The 17,150-nt window shown below is 63.7% G+C and carries 19 protein-coding genes and 1 pseudogene; 9 read left to right on the forward strand and 11 right to left on the reverse strand.

Annotated features, from left to right (window positions below; all coding sequences use genetic code 11):
- The first annotated feature begins 80 nt into the window (after window positions 1-80).
- Window positions 81-503, forward strand: coding sequence for an amidase (locus NL532_RS02865; RefSeq protein ID WP_245270238.1), 423 nt, complete (start codon window positions 81-83; stop codon window positions 501-503).
- Between the two features lie 100 nt (window positions 504-603).
- Window positions 604-1,497: an acetylglutamate kinase gene (gene argB / locus NL532_RS02870; RefSeq protein WP_013528489.1), complete on the forward strand. Its 894-nt coding sequence runs from the start codon at window positions 604-606 to the stop codon at window positions 1,495-1,497.
- A 42-nt stretch (window positions 1,498-1,539) separates the two neighbouring features.
- On the opposite strand, the gene NL532_RS02875 is transcribed toward argB, so the two are convergent.
- From NL532_RS02875 to NL532_RS02885, 3 genes are all read right to left on the reverse strand, one after another.
- Entirely contained in the window at window positions 1,540-1,938 is a 399-nt protein-coding gene (locus NL532_RS02875) for a RidA family protein (protein ID WP_023681351.1), read from the reverse strand.
- 112 nt (window positions 1,939-2,050) lie between these two features.
- Window positions 2,051-3,598 carry a magnesium-protoporphyrin IX monomethyl ester anaerobic oxidative cyclase gene (bchE, locus tag NL532_RS02880; protein ID WP_023681350.1) on the reverse strand — a complete coding sequence of 516 codons (1,548 nt, stop codon included), beginning with the start codon at window positions 3,596-3,598 and terminating at the stop codon, window positions 2,051-2,053.
- 111 nt (window positions 3,599-3,709) lie between these two features.
- Window positions 3,710-4,186: an Lrp/AsnC family transcriptional regulator gene (locus NL532_RS02885; protein ID WP_023687465.1), complete on the reverse strand. Its 477-nt coding sequence runs from the start codon at window positions 4,184-4,186 to the stop codon at window positions 3,710-3,712.
- A gap of 139 nt (window positions 4,187-4,325) precedes the next feature.
- Here NL532_RS02885 and phhA point away from each other — a divergent pair, with 139 nt between their 5' ends.
- Window positions 4,326-5,162 carry a phenylalanine 4-monooxygenase gene (gene phhA / locus NL532_RS02890; protein WP_023681348.1) on the forward strand — a complete coding sequence of 279 codons (837 nt, stop codon included), beginning with the start codon at window positions 4,326-4,328 and terminating at the stop codon, window positions 5,160-5,162.
- Between the two features lie 195 nt (window positions 5,163-5,357).
- Here the strand turns inward: phhA and NL532_RS02895 are convergent, their stop codons facing one another.
- The 3 genes from NL532_RS02895 to NL532_RS02905 form a co-directional block, all read right to left on the reverse strand.
- Entirely contained in the window at window positions 5,358-6,797 is a 1,440-nt protein-coding gene (locus tag NL532_RS02895) for a GMC oxidoreductase (RefSeq protein ID WP_023681347.1), read from the reverse strand.
- A complete protein-coding gene (locus NL532_RS02900) occupies window positions 6,794-6,964 on the reverse strand; it encodes a hypothetical protein (RefSeq protein WP_023681346.1) in 171 nt (56 codons plus the stop codon). Before NL532_RS02900 ends, NL532_RS02895 begins: the two co-directional genes overlap by 4 nt.
- Window positions 6,965-7,142: 178 nt before the next feature.
- Complete coding sequence (locus tag NL532_RS02905; RefSeq protein WP_023828840.1) at window positions 7,143-7,904, reverse strand: GGDEF domain-containing protein; 762 nt, start codon at window positions 7,902-7,904, stop codon at window positions 7,143-7,145.
- Window positions 7,905-8,079: 175 nt separating this feature from the next.
- Here NL532_RS02905 and NL532_RS02910 point away from each other — a divergent pair, with 175 nt between their 5' ends.
- Window positions 8,080-8,799, forward strand: coding sequence for a pyrimidine 5'-nucleotidase (locus NL532_RS02910; RefSeq protein ID WP_023687469.1), 720 nt, complete (start codon window positions 8,080-8,082; stop codon window positions 8,797-8,799).
- Window positions 8,800-8,879: 80 nt separating this feature from the next.
- On the opposite strand, the gene NL532_RS02915 is transcribed toward NL532_RS02910, so the two are convergent.
- Window positions 8,880-9,725: an LOG family protein gene (locus NL532_RS02915; protein WP_023681343.1), complete on the reverse strand. Its 846-nt coding sequence runs from the start codon at window positions 9,723-9,725 to the stop codon at window positions 8,880-8,882.
- 148 nt (window positions 9,726-9,873) lie between these two features.
- Between NL532_RS02915 and dapD the strand changes: the two genes are divergently transcribed.
- From dapD to NL532_RS02930, 3 genes are read left to right on the forward strand one after another with little or no spacing between them, the layout of a single operon-like run.
- Complete coding sequence (dapD, locus tag NL532_RS02920) at window positions 9,874-10,728, forward strand: 2,3,4,5-tetrahydropyridine-2,6-dicarboxylate N-succinyltransferase (RefSeq protein ID WP_023696035.1); 855 nt, start codon at window positions 9,874-9,876, stop codon at window positions 10,726-10,728.
- Complete coding sequence (locus NL532_RS02925) at window positions 10,725-11,129, forward strand: DUF805 domain-containing protein (RefSeq protein ID WP_081725464.1); 405 nt, start codon at window positions 10,725-10,727, stop codon at window positions 11,127-11,129. Before dapD ends, NL532_RS02925 begins: the two co-directional genes overlap by 4 nt.
- A 21-nt stretch (window positions 11,130-11,150) precedes the next feature.
- Complete coding sequence (locus NL532_RS02930) at window positions 11,151-11,921, forward strand: hypothetical protein (RefSeq protein ID WP_023673220.1); 771 nt, start codon at window positions 11,151-11,153, stop codon at window positions 11,919-11,921.
- Window positions 11,922-11,987: 66 nt separating this feature from the next.
- Here the strand turns inward: NL532_RS02930 and NL532_RS02935 are convergent, their stop codons facing one another.
- Window positions 11,988-13,001, reverse strand: a complete 1,014-nt coding sequence (locus tag NL532_RS02935) for a 2-dehydropantoate 2-reductase (RefSeq protein ID WP_023703797.1) — start codon at window positions 12,999-13,001, stop codon at window positions 11,988-11,990.
- Window positions 13,002-13,116: 115 nt separating this feature from the next.
- Between NL532_RS02935 and dapE the strand changes: the two genes are divergently transcribed.
- Window positions 13,117-14,307, forward strand: a complete 1,191-nt coding sequence (gene dapE / locus NL532_RS02940; RefSeq protein ID WP_023673218.1) for a succinyl-diaminopimelate desuccinylase — start codon at window positions 13,117-13,119, stop codon at window positions 14,305-14,307.
- Between the two features lie 2 nt (window positions 14,308-14,309).
- On the forward strand, window positions 14,310-14,915 hold the full coding sequence (locus tag NL532_RS02945; RefSeq protein WP_023673217.1) for a hypothetical protein: 606 nt from the start codon (window positions 14,310-14,312) through the stop codon (window positions 14,913-14,915).
- Here the strand turns inward: NL532_RS02945 and truA are convergent.
- The 3 genes and pseudogenes from truA to fmt all read right to left on the reverse strand — a co-directional run bounded on the left by truA (window position 14,912) and on the right by fmt (window position 17,131).
- Window positions 14,912-15,667, reverse strand: a complete 756-nt coding sequence (truA, locus tag NL532_RS02950; protein WP_023681338.1) for a tRNA pseudouridine(38-40) synthase TruA — start codon at window positions 15,665-15,667, stop codon at window positions 14,912-14,914. The genes NL532_RS02945 and truA overlap by 4 nt on opposite strands.
- Window positions 15,668-15,678: 11 nt before the next feature.
- Entirely contained in the window at window positions 15,679-16,185 is a 507-nt protein-coding gene (locus tag NL532_RS02955) for a GNAT family N-acetyltransferase (protein ID WP_023673215.1), read from the reverse strand.
- A pseudogene (fmt, locus tag NL532_RS02960) lies at window positions 16,182-17,131 on the reverse strand (methionyl-tRNA formyltransferase). Before fmt ends, NL532_RS02955 begins: the two are co-directional and overlap by 4 nt.
- Between the last annotated feature and the right edge of the window lie 19 nt (window positions 17,132-17,150).

The raw sequence follows: 17,150 nt of genomic DNA on the forward strand, positions 1-17,150 counted from the left end.
CCGCGCCCGATCGCCAGTAATCGCCGGTCGGTGCCAAGGAAATCGGCTGTCGTTAGCCTCCCGCAGAAAGGGGAACAGCAATGTCGGCCGAACAGATGCTGTGGGAGAACGATGCAACCGGCTTGGCGGAGCTGGTGCATAGAGGCGAGATCTCGCCGCCGGACCTTGTCGATGCTGCGATCGCGCGCGCCGAGGCAACCCGATCATTGCGCATCCGCCGCTTGCCTGAGGCGCCATGGACCCGAAGGGGGCCGCGAGCTCATCGAAAACCTGCTCGACAAATTGCATTTGACCCGTCTCTTGGAGATCAGATCCCTGTTTGGGCAATTGATGGACAAGAGCCTGTGGTTCACCACTGGCCGGCGATCCAGAATGGCCTGCCGCTCGACATCCAGGGCGTCGGCCGCCCCGGCGACGAGCAGACGTTCTTGTCGCTCGCCGCGCAGATGGAGAAGATTTCCGGCTGGCTGACGCGGCGGGCGCCGCTCAAGGTGCCGGCCTGATCCGGCAGATTTCATCATCGTGATAGCAAAGCTGTTTGCGGCCTAGGCCAATTCCCGCTAAGACGCCGCCGTCCTTACCCGCATCCAGGGAACCATGCCGATGACGGAGATCACCGCCACCGCCGAAATGCAGGCCGCCCTGCTCTCGCGGGCCCTGCCCTATATGCAGCGCTACGAGCACAAGACGGTGGTGGTGAAATATGGCGGTCATGCCATGGGCGATATCGAGCTCGGCAAGGCTTTCGCCCGTGACATCGCGCTGCTGAAGCAGTCCGGCGTCAACCCGATCGTCGTCCATGGCGGCGGGCCGCAGATCGGCGCCATGCTGGCCAAGATGGGCATCGAATCCAAGTTCGAAGGCGGGCTGCGCGTCACGGACCAGAAGACGGTCGAGATCGTCGAGATGGTGCTGGCCGGTTCGATCAACAAGGAGATCGTCGCGCTGATCAACGCCGAGGGCGAATGGGCGATCGGCCTGTGCGGCAAGGACGGCAACATGGTGTTCGCCGAAAAGGCGCGCAAGACCATGATCGACCCGGACTCCAACATCGAGCGTGTGCTCGATCTCGGTTTCGTCGGCGAGCCGGTCGAGGTCGACCGCACCCTGCTCGACCTGCTGGCACGCTCGGAAATGATCCCGGTGCTGGCGCCGGTGGCGCCCGGCCGCGACGGCCACACGTACAACATCAATGCCGACACCTTCGCCGGTGCCATCGCCGGCGCCTGCCAGGCGACGCGCCTTTTGTTCCTGACCGACGTGCCCGGCGTGCTCGACAAGAACAAGAAGCTGATCGACGAGCTGACGGTGGCCGAAGCCAAGGCGCTGATCAAGGACGGCACGGTGTCGGGCGGCATGATCCCCAAAGTCGAGACCTGCATCGAGGCGATCGAGCGCGGCGTCGAAGGCGTCGTCATCCTCAACGGCAAGACGCCGCATGCGGTGCTTCTGGAACTGTTCACCGAACACGGCGCCGGCACGCTGATCGTGCCCTGATCGGCAACTGGCTTGGCGGCCAGTTGGTCGGCTGGCCAGCCCTTAGGCAGGCTGGGGCAGGCGCGCGATGACCTTTATCTCGAAGTCGAAGCCGGCTAACCAGTTGACGCCGACCGCCGTCCAATTGGTGTAGGGCGGTTCACCGAACACCTTCAGCCGAACGGCATCGATCACGGGCCATTGCGCTGCCGGATCGGTGTGGAAGGTGGTCACGTCGACTACATCGTCGAACGTGGCGCCCGCTGCTTTCAGCACTGCCGCGAGATTGTCGAAGGCAAGCTGGACCTGCTTTTCGAAGACAGGTTCGGGCGACCCGTCCTCGCGGCTGCCGACCTGGCCCGAGACGAATAAAAGATCGCCCGATCGGATTGCAGCAGAATAGCGATTGATCTCGTAGAGAGCCTGCCTGCCGGCAGGAAAGATCGCGTCACGTTTGGTCATTTTCACTCCATTGTCCGGGGCACTCACATACGTCCCGTATGCATGAGGTGGGTACATACGCTGCGTATGTCAATACGCATACGGTACGTATCTGTGAATGGCAGCGAGCCTGTCAGGCGCCGGCCGAGATCGCGACAGCCGCTTCGGCCGGCTTGCGCGACGGGCGCATGACGACCATGGATTCCTCATCGGCATCCTGCGGAGCGCCCCAGAACTCAGCCAGCGTCGGACCATCCTTGAGGCGGCGGTCGCGGGCCAGAAAACCCCAGACCTCGCGGAACCACACGCGGCGGCCCATTTGCGTGTACCAGCGCATCGAATGGCGCTGTTCGGGATCGGGGTGGAAGAGAATGCGCGCCAGCGCCTTCGGCCGCGACTGCACCGCGACCTCGATCAGCTTGACCGAGAAGAACAGCATCCACGGTTTCAGCCGCGTCATCTGCAGCACCTGGTGCTTGTAGTCCCACAGCCGGGCATCCGTCTGGATCACCTTGCGGTCCTTGGCGATGCGGAAGAACGGCGTCCAGCGGTGCGGCGTGACATAGAGCGCCTGGATCTGGTCGGGGTCATAGGCAAGCAGCTGGCGAAAGCCGCGCCACAGATCGCGAAAGGTCTCATCCTCGAACCCAGCCACCCAGGTCGCCATGGACAGTATGCCATGCTGGCGGAGCAGCCGGATCGCCTCGCGGTCGGATGAGGTGCTGCCGCCCTTGCGGATCAGTTGAAGCGTCTGCTCGTCGGTGTTTTCCATGCCGAGCAGCCAGCGGATGACGCCGGCCTTGCGATAGAGGTGCAGGATGTCGGCATCGCGCACGATGTCGTCGGCCCGGGTCGAGCCGACGATCAGCACCGGCACGTTCTCGGCGATCAGCGCATCGAGAAAGGCGCGCCAAACCTTCTTCGATACGGTCGGGTTTTCGTCGGCGAGGTTGATCAGTTCGACGCCGTGCTGGCGGTGCAGCCAGGCAATCTCCTGCGCAAATTTCTTGGGGTCGCGGTGCCGCCAGCGGGTCCAGAAACCGCGCTGGCCGCAATAGTTGCACAGATGCGGGCAGCCCCGCGAAAACTGCATGACCACGGCGCGCTTGCCGCCCCAATAGCTGTAGCGGCGGTGATCGATCAGCTCCCAGCCGACGCGGTACTCGTCCAGATTGGCAGTGGTCCCGGCCGGCCGCGTCGCGAAGGGGCGGCCGAGATCGTCGCGATAGGCGATACCCGCGACATCGGCCAGTGGCCGGCGATTGTCCAGTGCCACGACCAGGGCAAGGATGGTTGCCTCGCCCTCGCCGCGCACGATGAAGTCGAAGACATCGCTCGCCGCCAGTATGTCGCGCCAGTGATAGGTCGGGAACACGCCGCCATAGATCACAAGCGTCGCCGGCTCGAGCGCCTTGACCATGCGGGCGATCGCGAGCGCGGTGGGATGCGCCGAGGTCGAGCCGGAATGGCCGATCAGGATGCAATCGGGCTGGCCGCTGAGCGCATCGCGCACCAGCGTTTCCAACGGCATCGGCCCGAATTCGGCATCGACCAGCCGGACTTTATGGCCGGCGTCGATAAGCGGGCCGCCCAGCGCCAGCAGGCCGAGCGGTGGCAGATGGTCATCGGGCACGCGGCTGCCGATGGCGGTGTGCGGCGGATTGATCAGCACGATGTTCATGACGGACCTTTGAGCGACGGTCCGCATGGCGTAGCCGGCGTTTCAGTTTCGCATTTGGGCTCCGTTCAGCAGTTTGCGTGCAGCTTTTCCGCAGAAATGGCGATGCGTGTCCTACCGCCTGAGGTGGGCGAGCGGCACGTGGCCCGGGCCCTTGATGTTCTGCAGCACCAGCTGGGTGTGAACGTCGCGCACGCCGGCAAGGCGCATCAGGCGGTGCATGACGAAGGCGTTGAGTTCGTCGACCGACGGCACCATGACGTGCAGCAGGAAATCGTGGTCGCCGGTCATCGTCCAGCATGACGACACTTCGTCCATGCGTTGCACGGCGGCGATGAAGGTTTCGGGCGAACCGTCGCTGTGGCTGGTGAGGCGCACCTGGATGAACACCTCGACCATCAGGCCGACGGCGCGGCGGTTGAGCACGGCGGCAAAGCCCTTGATGATGCCGGCCTCCTGCAGCGCCTCGAAGCGGCGGGCGCAAGGCGTCGTCGACAGGCCGATCTCCTGCGCCAGTTCGGACACGGGCTTGCGTCCATCGCGCTGAAGAACATCCAGCATCTTGATCTCGAAATCGTCGAACTGAGGCATTTTCACTCTCTTTCAGCTTCTGCTTGGTGATTTTTACCTCAAATCATGGACCCAAGCCATCATCAAAGCTGAATTGCCTCGCCGGCCGCCGCTAGACTCTGCGGACATATTCAAGTGTCACGATCAGGGGAGAAGAACCATGACGACGATGAGCGTTGCCGAATATGCCCGTGATTGCGCGGCGCAAGGCCTGCGTGGCGACTATTCGGTGTGCCGTTCCGACTTCACCGTGGCGCAGGGCTACAACTACATCGCCGACGAACAAGCGGTGTGGCGCACGCTGTGCGACCGGCAGACCAAGCTGACGCAGAAGCTGGCGCACCATTCCTATCTCGATGGGATCGCCGCGCTCGGCCTGCTCGACGAGATCCCGGATTTCGGCGCGGTCTCAGACAAGCTGCGCAAGCTGACCGGCTGGGAAATCGTCGCCGTGCCTGGCCTCATCCCGGCCGCGCCCTTCTTCGACCATCTCGCCAACCGGCGCTTTCCGGTAACCAACTGGCTGCGCACCAAGGACGAGCTCGACTACATCGTCGAACCCGACATGTTCCACGACTTCTTCGGCCATGTGCCCATCCTGACGCAGCCGGTGTTTGCCGACTTCATGCAGATGTATGGCGAAAAGGCCGAGAGCGTGATTGCGCTGGGCGGTGACGAGATGATCACCCGGCTGTACTGGTACACCGCCGAATACGGGCTGATACAGGAGGAGGGCCAGAAGCTGAAAGCTTTCGGCGCCGGGCTGATGTCGTCGTTCACCGAATTGCAGTTCGCCGTCGCGAGCCCGGACGCGCACCACGTGCCCTTCGACCTCGAAACGGTGATGCGCACCGGCTACGAGATCGACAAGTTCCAGCGCGCCTATTTCGTGCTGCCGTCTTTCGACGTGTTGCGCGATGCGTTCCGGACCGCCGATTTCAAGGCGATCGTCGCCCGCCGCAAGGGGCAGCCAGCACTGGATCCAGCGACGGTTTAGCAAATCCTGAAGGGTTTGTGCGGCACCTACCCCCACCCTTAATCCCTCCCCAAAGGGGAGGGAGATCTCGTTGGCGCTAATTTCCGAGGGTTTCGACACCAAGGCATGGGTAGCGCCGGCAGCAATCCTGTCGCGCCGTTCGCTTTTTTGACAATCAGACGGTGATGACTTCGTCACACCGGGGGGATTACTTCGTCACACCGTGATTACTTTGGTCAGATGGTCGCCTAGCCGGCAGGCAAGTGCGGTGATCGTCGTCGTCGGGTTGCATTCGCCCGACGTGCAGAATACCGAGGAACCGCCGACATAGAGATTGTCCATGCCGTGCACCTTGCAGTTGGCGTCGACCACGCTCTTGGTGACATCGGTGCCCATGCGCGTGCCGCCCATATGATGGTGGCCGGCCAGTTCCTCATCCGTCGGGTAGTCCTCGCCATTGGTCAGCCAGTCCATGATGCGGACGCGGCCGAGGTCCTTCTCGATCAGCGTCGTTCCGAACAGCTTGAGCCCCTCGAGGATGGTGCGGCGCTCCAACGGCGACTTCTTCCAGTGCAGCTCGATGCGCGGCACGCCGGCACGGTCGACATCGGTCTTCGACAATTCGATATGGTTCGAGGCCAGCGGCGCCTGTTCCCAGGCGACGTAGAGCTGGGCGGCGCAGCGCAGGTTCTGGCTGAGCTGGTAGGCGACCCATTCGGCGGCCTCGGGCGCGGTGCAGGCAAGGTCGGCAATCAGGCTCTTGACGCCGGCATAGGGCGTCTCGATCAGGCGTATGCCGAAATTCATGATCTGCAGCCGCTCCATGGCGGCGAGCATCGGCGAGAAGAACGCCTCGTTGACGGCATCGACCTCGAACTCGCTGTAATCGGCCAGGATGGCATTGCCGCCCTCGAAGGTCGGGTGCTCCATCCAGTAGCGGCCAAGTGCCGTGGCGTTCGGCACCACGCCGCCATTCGAGCGCTGGTTCGACCATAGAAGCAGCCGCGAATTCTCCAGCCCGCCGGCGCAGACGATGAAATAATCGGCGCTGAAAGCGCCGGCATCCTTGCCGTTCGACCACAGCCTGGCGCCGGTCACTCGTTTGCCGTCCCCGGCAAGTTCGGTGGCATAGGTGTTGAGCACGAGCGCTATGTTTTTGCTCTTGTCGAGCTCGTCGGAGAATTTCTCGCCAAAGCGCACGGCCGGGCTCTTGATCAGCTGCACCCAGCGTATGTCGTCTGAAATCGGCACATCGGGCTTGAAGTCGGGAAGCTCGAGTATGTCGTGCACCTCGGGCAGATAGGGCTCGATGTCGGTCCGGGCGATTGGCCAGCCGGTGTCCGGCGCCCATGCCTTGGGCTCAAAGTCCTGCTTGTCGAGCACGCGGCACCAGCCGGCCCAGTGGTTCGACGACCCGCCCATGAAGCGCAGCCGGGTGATGTCGAGATCGAAATATTGATCGCCGACCGTGGAGCCGCGGTAGAAATCCTGCGACTCGTCGCTGAATTCGCGTGCGCCGGCCTCCAGCACCACGACCGGAATGCCGGCGGCGCCGAGCTTTCTGGCAATGGTGGTGCCGGCCGGCCCGGAGCCGAGAATGCAGACCTTGGGCTTGAAATCCGAGGCTCGAAACGCCTCATAGCTGTCGAAGATCATGCCAGGTCGCTCCGCTTCAGGATCCAGCCATTGACCACGACGATCTCGTCGGGATCGGCCGGAGGGCGGTCGCTGTCAGGCTGCTTGCGAAAAAGCTGTAGCGCCGGCATCGCAATCAGCGCCTGCACGATGGTGCGGCGCGATATTTTCCTGATGAAGAAACTCATGACACGTCTCTGGATGGGGGCTTCGATCCACGCATGGCGTTCCCTGAACGGCACACGTACCGGCCAGACATGCCATTCCCGTGCCAAGCCTTGCCTATAAACGAGTTACAACCCGGTAAACGGCGCAGTTGCGTGGAAACAATGTTGGCGATCCGTTAACAGCCCCACCACCAACACCTCAGGCAGCTTCGGAAATATCCCGGTCTAGGATCGACAAATTGCGGCCGCGGTGCTTGGCCTCGTAGAGCCGGCGGTCGGCGGCGCGCATCAGGTCCGAGACATCGGCATCTTGCGCACAGGTGATGCCGCCGATCGAGACGGTCAACGGCACCGTGCGCTCGTCGACCGGACGAAAGCGGACCAGCTCGACTTCACGGCGGATGCGCTCGGCCACGCGCCGGGCTTCGGCTTCCGTAGCGCCGACCAGGAAGGCGCCGAACTCCTCACCGCCAATGCGGCCGAGCACGTCGCCGCTGCGGACGCCGTGCTCGATGGCGCTGGCGATCAACACCAGTGCGTCATCGCCGGTCAGATGGCCGAAACTGTCGTTGATCGCCTTGAAATGGTCGGCGTCGATGATCAGCAGCGCGCCGCGATCGGATTTGCGCCGCGAGCCGTCCAACGCGGCAAAGAAGCTCTCGCGGTTGAGCATGCCGGTCATGTCGTCGCGGCTCGCCTTCGCCGACAGGCGCCGATGCGCGGCGGCGAGCTGGGCATGCGCGCGGGCGAGATCGCGATGCGCGTTTTTCAGTCGGTCGCTCTGCCAGAAGGTGCTGGCGCAGGCGATCCAGGCGAGCGCCAGCGGGCACACCGTCGATGTCAGCCAGACAGTGCGGTCGACCGGAAAACCCATGGCGGGAACGATGATCAGCGTCAGCAAAAGCGAGATGGCTACCGAGCCGAATGCGACCGCGGCGGACTTTAAGACTATGCGACTCATCGCTGGCTCCCACTGAACCGTCTCTGTGCCAGCAAGCCCTGAAGGCCACCTTTCCGTGATGGCTAAAATTTGAATGGTGAGCCCATTTTTACAACTCTAGATGCACATAGGTTGTGGATAAGCTCTACATCAGAAAGGGGTTCGAACGGCAGATATTTCATGCCATAAGGACGCCATGACCACGCTGCCCGATCCCGCCCGCTTCGCCCATGTCACCGACTGGGTGTTCGACCTCGACAACACGCTTTATCCGCACCATTCGAATCTGTTTTCGCAGATCGACGTCAAGATGACGGCCTATGTCGGAGAACTGCTCACGCTGCCGCGCGAGGAAGCGCGCAAGCTGCAGAAGGAACTCTATCTCGAATATGGCACGACGCTGAACGGGCTGATGACGCGCCACGGCATCGACCCCGACGATTTTCTCGAAAAGGTGCACGACATCGACTATTCGTGGCTGGTGCCGGATCCGGTGCTGGGCACCGCCATCCGCCAGCTGCCCGGCCGCAAGTTCATCTTCACCAATGGCGACCGCAGGCACGCCGAGCGCACCGCGCGCCAGCTCGGCATACTCGACCATTTCGACGACATTTTCGATATCGTCGCCGCCGGGCTGACGCCGAAGCCGTCGCGGCAGACCTATGAGAAGTTTGCCGAACTGCACGCCGTCACCGGACACAATGCGGTGATGTTCGAGGATCTCGCCCGCAACCTGGAGGTGCCGAAATCACTGGGCATGACCACGGTGCTGGTGGTGCCGCGCAATTTCGAGCCGACCTTTGCCGAGATCTGGGAACGCGATCCGGCCAATGAGGACGACGTCGATTTCGTCACCGACGATCTCGCGACGTTTCTGACGGGGATAGTGGAGGGGGTAGAGGAATTGAGGAGCTGAAGAATTGAAGAACTGGTGAAAGGGAGACCGATCCGGACCTCCTTTTCCTCAATTCTTCAGTTCTTCAATTCCCGGTTCCCCTACTCCCCCAACTTGTAGAAGCGGCTGATGATCCCCCAGGCCTCGTCGGCGGTGTCGACAAAGTCGATGATATCCTGGTCGCCGGGCGTGATGGTGCCTTGTTCGGCCAGGAAATCGAGGTCGATCGCGCGCTGCCAGAACGCCTTGCCGAACAGGATCACCGGCACGCGCTCCATGCGGCCGGTCTGGATCAGCGTCAGCGTCTCGAAGAATTCGTCCATGGTGCCGAAGCCGCCCGGAAACACCGCGACGGCCTTGGCGCGCATGACGAAATGCATCTTGCGGATGGCGAAATAGTGGAAGTTGAAGCACAGCTCCGGGGTCACATAGGCGTTCGGCGCCTGCTCGTGCGGCAGGACGATGTTGAGGCCGATCGACGGCGCGCCGACATCGTCGGCGCCGCGATTTCCCGCCTCCATGACGCCTGGACCGCCGCCGGTGACGACGACGAATTCGCGGTAGTAGGACGTGGCCGATTGCTGTGAGCAGAGGCGGGCGAATTTGCGCGCCTCCTCGTAATATTTGCTGTTTTCCTCGAGGTTTTTCTTCTGCGTCTCGTTCTTGGCGGCCCAGGCCTCGCCGCCGGGCTCGGGAATACGCGCGCCGCCGAACAGGATCACCGTCGAGCGGATGCCGCGCTCGGCCAGGATCATTTCGGGCTTCAAGAGCTCAAGCTGCAAGCGCACAGCGCGCAATTCCCGGCGCGTCATGAAGTCGGGATCGTTCCAGGCCAGCCGGTAGGTTTCGGCGCGCGTCTGCGGCGTGTCGGGAACGCTTTTCGAGCGCTCCAGATCCTCGTCCGAATGCGGCAGCGGCGTCCATCCCGCCTTTTCCATAGGAGTCATATGCTTTCTACCCGTCCCAACAGTTCACTTGCGCCGTCCCATGGCGCACGCGCGATTGACCCCCAATACGCCTTAACATAGGGTCCGCGCGACTTTCAAAACAAGGTTAAGGCCGACGGCCTTAACAGCGTGGTAACGGAGCGAATTCATGTCGAAGCCTGATCTGGCCAGCCTCGAAAAGACGATCGAGAAGGCCTTCGAGGAGCGCGACACGATTTCGACCGCGACCCGCGGCGAAACGCGCGACGCCATCCAGTCCTCACTCGACCTGCTCGACCGTGGCACCGTGCGCGTTGCCGAGCGCCAGCCCGATGGCAAATGGCATGTCAACCAATGGCTGAAGAAGGCGGTGCTGCTCTCGTTCCGGCTCTATCCGATGGAGATCATCAAGGGCGGCCCCGGCCAGGCGGTCTGGTGGGACAAGGTGGCGTCGAAGTTCGACGGCTGGAGCGCGGTCGATTTCGAGAAGGCAGGCTTCCGCGCCGTGCCGTCTTCGATCGTGCGCCGCTCGGCCTATGTCGCGCCGGGCGCGGTGCTGATGCCGTCCTTCGTCAATGTCGGCGCCTATGTCGATAGCGGCACCATGGTCGACACCTGGGCCTCGGTCGGCTCCTGCGCCCAGATCGGCAAGAATGTGCACCTCTCGGGCGGCGTAGGCATCGGCGGGGTGCTGGAGCCGATGCAGGCCGGCCCGACCATCATCGAGGACAATTGCTTCATCGGCGCGCGCTCCGAAGTGGTCGAGGGCTGCATCGTGCGCGAAGGCTCGGTGCTCGGAATGGGTGTGTTCATCGGCCAGTCGACCAAGATCGTCGACCGCGCCACCGGCGAAGTGTTTTATGGCGAGGTGCCGCCGAATTCGGTCGTCGTCGCCGGCTCGATGCCGGGCAAGGCCTTTCCGAACAACGAGCCGGGCCCTGGCCTCTACTGCGCCGTCATCGTCAAGCGCGTCGATGCCAAGACCCGGTCGAAAACCTCGATCAACGAACTGCTGCGTGATTGATCCTGTCCGAGCAACCAGAGCGCTCCAGATTGCCCAACACACCACCACTTCCCTGGCTTTTCTTCAGCCTCTCAGGGCGCGTCAGCCCAAGTGCCTACGTGCTCGCCGGGCTGCTGCTGGTGCTTGCACAGTTTTTCCCGCTCTACCAGTTGTCGAGACTGGAACCCGGCACCGCAACCAGCCAGAACTGGGCACTTGTGTTCTGGGTCGTTTTGCTGATCTCGACATGGTCGAGCTTTGCGGTAACCGCAAAGCGGTTTCATGATTTCGGCAAGCCGACTTATTACGCGTTGATCTCTCTTATCATCGGCCCCATTCTTCTCATCGTTCTAGCGTGTTTCCGCGGTGACCCCGGTCCGAACCGCTACGGCAAACGCAGCAACGCGCCGGCTGAACCATGAGCGCCGACCGGATATCTCGCCATGCGCTACCGCACGCTTGATCCGAAACTGATCATCGACACCGCCGAGCGGCTGGAAGAGCGCGTCGCCGAGCGTTTTCCCGATGCCGGCCTGCGCGGCGTCGCCGCCGAACTGGTGTCGCTGTCGCGCGACCTGGCCAAGGCGGCGCAGGCGCTGGAAGCGCCGATCTGGTGGCTGCGCGGCGCCATCGTCGCCGCTGTTGCCGCCGGCGCGCTGATCTTCCTGTTCGTCGGCACCATCCTGCCGCTCATCCATATCTCGCAGGCCGACGATGCGGTGCAGTCGGTGCAAGGCATCGAAGCCACGATCAACATGATGATCCTTGCCGTGCTCGGCCTGCTGGCGCTGATCCGCACCGAGGAGCGCATCAAGCGCAAGCGGGTGTTTCGCCAGCTGCATGGGTTGAGATCGCTGATCCATGTCATCGACATGCACCAGCTGACCAAGGATCCGGCAGCATTGTCCGCCAATTTCAGGCCGACCGCGCATTCGCCGGCGCGCATCACCAATGCCGCCGACCTGGCGCGCTACCTCGACTATTGCTCGGAAATGCTGTCGATCACCGGCAAGATCGCGGCGCTGTTTGCGCAGTCCGTCAATGACGATGTGGTCATCGACGGCGTCAACGACGTCGAGAACCTGGCGTCCAACCTGTCGCGCAAGATCTGGCAGAAGATCACGCTGATCGAGAACCACCCGGCGGCGCAGCCCGTGCCGGCGCCAGGCCCGGCGAGCAAAGCGCCGGCTCCGAGGCGCGCACCAAAGCTGTGACGCGGCGGGCCCACGCGCCTGTTTTCGGGCTATGCGGGCCAAGGCCCGAGGCTCGCGGCAAGTAGACTATCCAGTGACGGCTTCCGGCGTCAGCCCGGGTGAGCCGCGCGTTTCCCGCTCGGCCTGCCGCACCAGCGCGGTGACCCGCTTCAGCAGAGGCGCCGGCGTGCCGGCCTTTTCGGCGAGGCTCAGGACGGCCCCCTGCAGGTCACCGATCTCGGTCGGCCGACCGCGCTGGAGGTCGTCCCACATCGACGAGCGCGCCTGCGGGTCGATGGCGAGCATGCGGCGGGCGACCAGCCGGAACAGCCAGTCCGGCAGCCGGAGCAGCTTCGGCAGCAGGCCGGGACGCAAGCCGCCGATCCGCGCCGGCGCGATATGTAACGCCTTCATCGCCGCCAAGGCCTCGTCGATCTGACCGGCCAGGATCCGCCGCCAGCGGCGGTCGGCAAGTTCGCTCGCCAGCGGCAGGCCGGACAAGGCGACAAGCGCGTTGTTGAGGTTGATCAGCAGCTTGCCCCACTGAACGGCTTTCATGTCGGGATGGGTTTCCACGCCAAGCCCTTCGACATCGAGAAGGCCGGCAAGGCCGGTCACGCCATCTTCGATCATGACCTTGCCGTTGCTGGCGCGATGCACGTGAAGCGGCAAATTGCCTATGGCCGACTGGACGACATTGAACGGCACCATGCCGGCGAGCACAGTCCGTCCACCGAGCCCGGCGCGTAACCGGTCGGCATTGCCGACGCCGTTCTGGAGGCTGACCACCACGACTTCGCCGCGCGCATGTCCGGCAACAAGCGACGCCATCTCCTCGGTAGCGCCGTTCTTGACCGTCACCAGCACCACGTCGGCACTGGCCAGGGCAGCGGCGGGATCGGTGGTGACGGACTCCGGCCGGATGGATCGGTCGCGATTATCGAGATCGGTGATGCGCAGGCCGCCGTCCAGCAAGACCGTCGCGATGCTTGGCCGCGCCAAAAACACCACCTTGCGTCCGGCCAGCGCCAGGCAGCCGCCGACATAGCAGCCTATGCTGCCGGCGCCGGCAATGACGATGGTCTTTTCGGCGTTGGCCATGCGATTATCTCGTGTTGGCCTGCACTATACGACAGGAAAACCATAATGTCGGCGGCAGGACCGGTCATCATCTCTGGCCGTGACAGGCCTTTCGCTTTCGACTATCGCTTTGCCCATGAAACTGCCGACCGATCCCGCCGCCAACCTCGCGACCCTCATACGCTGCGCCTCCGTAACGCCCGCCGAGGGCGGCGCGCTGGCTGCCCTGGAAGGCATGCTGAAGCCGCTCGGCTTTTCCGTCGAACGCCCGGTGTTTTCCGAAGACGGCACCCCCGACATCGAGAACCTCTACGCGCGTCGCTCCGGCAATGGGCCGCATCTGATGTTTGCCGGCCATACCGACGTGGTGCCGGCGGGCGACGAGGCGTCGTGGACGCATCCGCCCTTCGCCGCCGAGATCGCCAAGGGCGAGATGTATGGCCGCGGCGCCGTCGACATGAAGGGCGGCATCGCCTGTTTCATCGCCGCCGTGGCGCGCCATGTCGAGAAAAAGGGTGGTCCGAAAGGCTCGGTCTCGCTGCTGATTACCGGCGACGAGGAGGGGCCGGCGATCAACGGGACGACAAAACTGCTCGACTGGGCGGCGGCCAGGGGCGAGAGATGGGACGCCGCGATCGTTGGCGAGCCGACCAATCCGGACACGCTCGGCGACATGATCAAGATCGGCCGGCGTGGCTCGATGTCGGGCAGTGTCACGGTCAACGGCCGCCAGGGCCATGTCGCCTATCCATTGCTCGCCGACAATCCGGTGCGCGGCCTGATCAGCCTGGTCGACGCCTTGCTGTCGCCCGTCTTCGACAAGGGCACGAAGGATTTTCAGCCGACCAATCTGGAAGTGACCTCGATCGATGTCGGCAACCCGGCGACCAATGTTATTCCGGCCAAGGCGACAGCCACCTTCAACATCCGCTTCAACGACACATGGACTGCCGAGACGGTGCAGGCCGAGATCCATAACCGCCTCGACCAGGCGGCGAAGCGCAAGAAATACCGGACCGGCAAGACGCCGGTCGACTACGAGCTGATCTGGCGCGACCGGCCGAGCCATGTCTTCCTGACGCGCGACGACAAGCTGATCGAGACGCTGCGCGGGTCGATCAAGGCGACAGTCGGCAAGGAGCCGGCGCTGTCCACCTCGGGCGGAACCTCGGATGCGCGTTTCATCAAGGACTATTGCCCGGTGGTCGAGTTCGGCCTCGTCGGCAAGACCATGCACATGGTCGACGAGCGCGTCGCACTGGCCGACCTCGAGACGCTGACCCAAATCTACCAGCGCTTCATCGATGACTGGTTCGAGCAGGGCTGATCATGCTTTCGGTTGACGAGACCTCTTCATCGCTTAACGGCGCCTGGCGGCTGATGCTCGGAAAGGCCGACGGCTTGCGGCTGCTCGACCTTTCGGCGGACGGCTTCTGGAATTCCTTCTTCGCCATCGTCGTCGCCGCGCCGGCGATGATCGTCGGCTGGGTCGGCACGGCCAACGAGATCGGCGATCCCAATGCGTTCGCCGGCCGGCTGGGCATGTTGATTCGCCTGGCGACCGTCGACCTCGGCTCGTGGCTGCTGCCCCTGGTTGTGCTTGCCCTGGTCGCATCGCGCGCCGGCATCGGCGACCGCTTCGTCCACTATGTCGTCGCCAGCAACTGGGCGTCGGCGATCACTGCCTGGATGCTGCTGCCTTCAGCGCTGATCAGGCTTTTCCTGCCGTCTGGCAACCCGGTTGCCGAATTGGTGTGGCTGGTTCTGGTGGTGCTTTCGCTGGTACTCTCCTGGCGGATGACCAACGCCGCGATCGGCAAGGGCGCGGCTGTCGGCAGCGCCGTGTTCGCAGGCATGTTGGTGGTGTCTCTGGCCGTGTTGTTCGGCCTGGTGGCGCTGCTCGGCATCACTGTGCCGACCGCCGCTCCGGCCTAGAACTTTTCCGGATAGTCTACACCGACGAGAAAAAGCCCGTCGGGCGGCGCCACCTGGCCGCAGGCGGCGCGGTCTTGTGCAGCGAGCGCGGCCTTGAGGTCGGCGGCGGTCCAGCCGCCGTCGCCGACGCGTTTCAGCGAACCGACCATGGAGCGCACCTGGTTGTGCAGGAAAGAGCGCGCCGAGGCCCTGACTTCGATCAGGTCGCCCTGGCGGCTTACATCGAGCCGCTCCAGCGTCCGCACCGGACTATTGGCCTGGCATTGCGTCGAGCGGAAGGTGGTAAAGTCATGTCGGCCGAGCAGGACTTTCGCCGCTTCGTGCATGGCGTCCGCATCGAGCCGCTTCGGCACCCACCAGACCTTGCCCTTTTCCATCGCTGCAGGCGCGCGCCGGTTGAGGATGCGGTAGAGATAGTGCCGTCCGGTGGCCGAGAAACGGGCGTCGAACTCATTGGGGACAACCGTGGCCTGCAGGATGGCGATGCGCGCGCCTGCCGCCTGCAGGTGCGCGTTGACGGCGTCGCGCACCTTGTCGTTTGGCCATGCCTTGGCGAGGTCGACATGCGCCACCTGGGCGGTCGCATGCACGCCGGCGTCGGTGCGGCCGGCGGCGCGTATCCGCACCGCCTCACCGCAAAATTTCTCGATCGCCTGCTCTATCGCCTGCTGCACCGAAGGCTGATCCGCCTGGTGTTGCCAGCCGGCGAAGAGGCTGCCGTCATATTCGATATCGAGACGAAAACGCGGCATACACCCTTCGTTCAGGCGGCGAGTGCGGTAAAGGCCTGGGCGTAGACCAGTTTGCCTTTTTCGGGTGCGTCACCCCAGGCCAGCGCCTGCAGCGCTTCGCCCTGATATTCGCTCTCGAACTTTTCGGCGCGCGCATGGCTGTAGCCGAAGCGGCCGTAATAGGCCGGATCGCCCAACACAACGGCGAGCGTCTCGCCGCCATCCCTGAGGCGGATATGCGCCTCGCGGATCAGCGCACCGCCAATCCCCGAGCCGTGGAACGAAGGTTCCACCGCCAACGGCGCCAGCGCCACGGCTGCAAACTGCTTGCCGCCGTTCTGGACGAACAGCCTGGAAAACAGGATGTGGCCGACCACCTGGCCGTCTTCTTCCGCCACCAGTTCGACAACGGCGTCGCCGCCGGTGACCAGAGCGTCGACCAGCCCGGCCTCCGCCTGCTGGCCGAATGCGTGTTCCTCGACCAGGCGTATGGCCTCGCGGTCCCGCGGCGTCGCGCCGCGTATCGACATCATGCTCATGAGAACTTCATTCCTTTTTCGATCTTGGCCCCGCGCAGAAACTCCTGCGCGGCAGCGGGCTTTCCGCCCGCCCGTTGAACTTCGACCAGCCTGACCGCGCCCGACCCGCAGGCGACCGTCAGCCGGTCATCGAGAATTCCTCCCGACTCGCCCATGCTTTCAGAAAGCGTGCCTTCCAAAAGCGTCGAGCGAAGCAGTTTCAGCCGTTCCGTGCGCCCGCCGATGTCGGCCTCGCACCAGGCGCCGGGAAATGGCGACAGGCCGCGAATGTGATTGTGGACCTCCGCAGCCGGGCGCGTCCAGTCCACACGTGTCTCCGACTTATCGATTTTCCTGGCGTAGGTCACCCGTCAGCCGCCTGCAAAGTCGATGCCAGGGTATTTGTCTCCAATCGGGACAGCGCTTCCACCATCAGCGTGGCAGCAATATTCATCAAGCGGTCGTGCAGATCGCCGGCCGTCATGTCGGGCTCTATGGCGCATTTTTCAACCAGTGCCACCGGACCGGTGTCCAGGCCCTCTTCCATGCGCATCACCATCATGCCGGTTTCGACGTCGCCGGCCATAATGGCTCGCTGGATGGGAGCTGCACCACGCCAACGCGGCAAAAGCGAGGCGTGGCCATTGAGGCAGCCGAGGCGCGGAGCCTCCAGAATAGCCTTCGGCAACAGCAAACCATACGCGACGACGACTGCGACATCGGCACGCAACGCATGGAAAGCAGCTTGCTCGCCCTCGCCCTTCAGCGACAGCGGCGTGCGCACTTCGATGCCCAGCCGCTCAGCCTCGCGCTGCACCGGCGACGGTGTCAGCTCCAGACCGCGGCGGCCGGCGGCGCGCGGCGGCTGGGTGTAGACGGCTGCTATCTCGTGCTCGGCCTCGGCAATCGCGCGCAGCACCGGCACCGAAAACTCCGGCGTGCCCATGAAGATGACGCGAAGCGGCATTTTCGTCCAGTATCCTGTT

This window comes from Mesorhizobium sp. C120A (assembly GCF_030323105.1).
GTDB lineage: Bacteria > Pseudomonadota > Alphaproteobacteria > Rhizobiales > Rhizobiaceae > Mesorhizobium.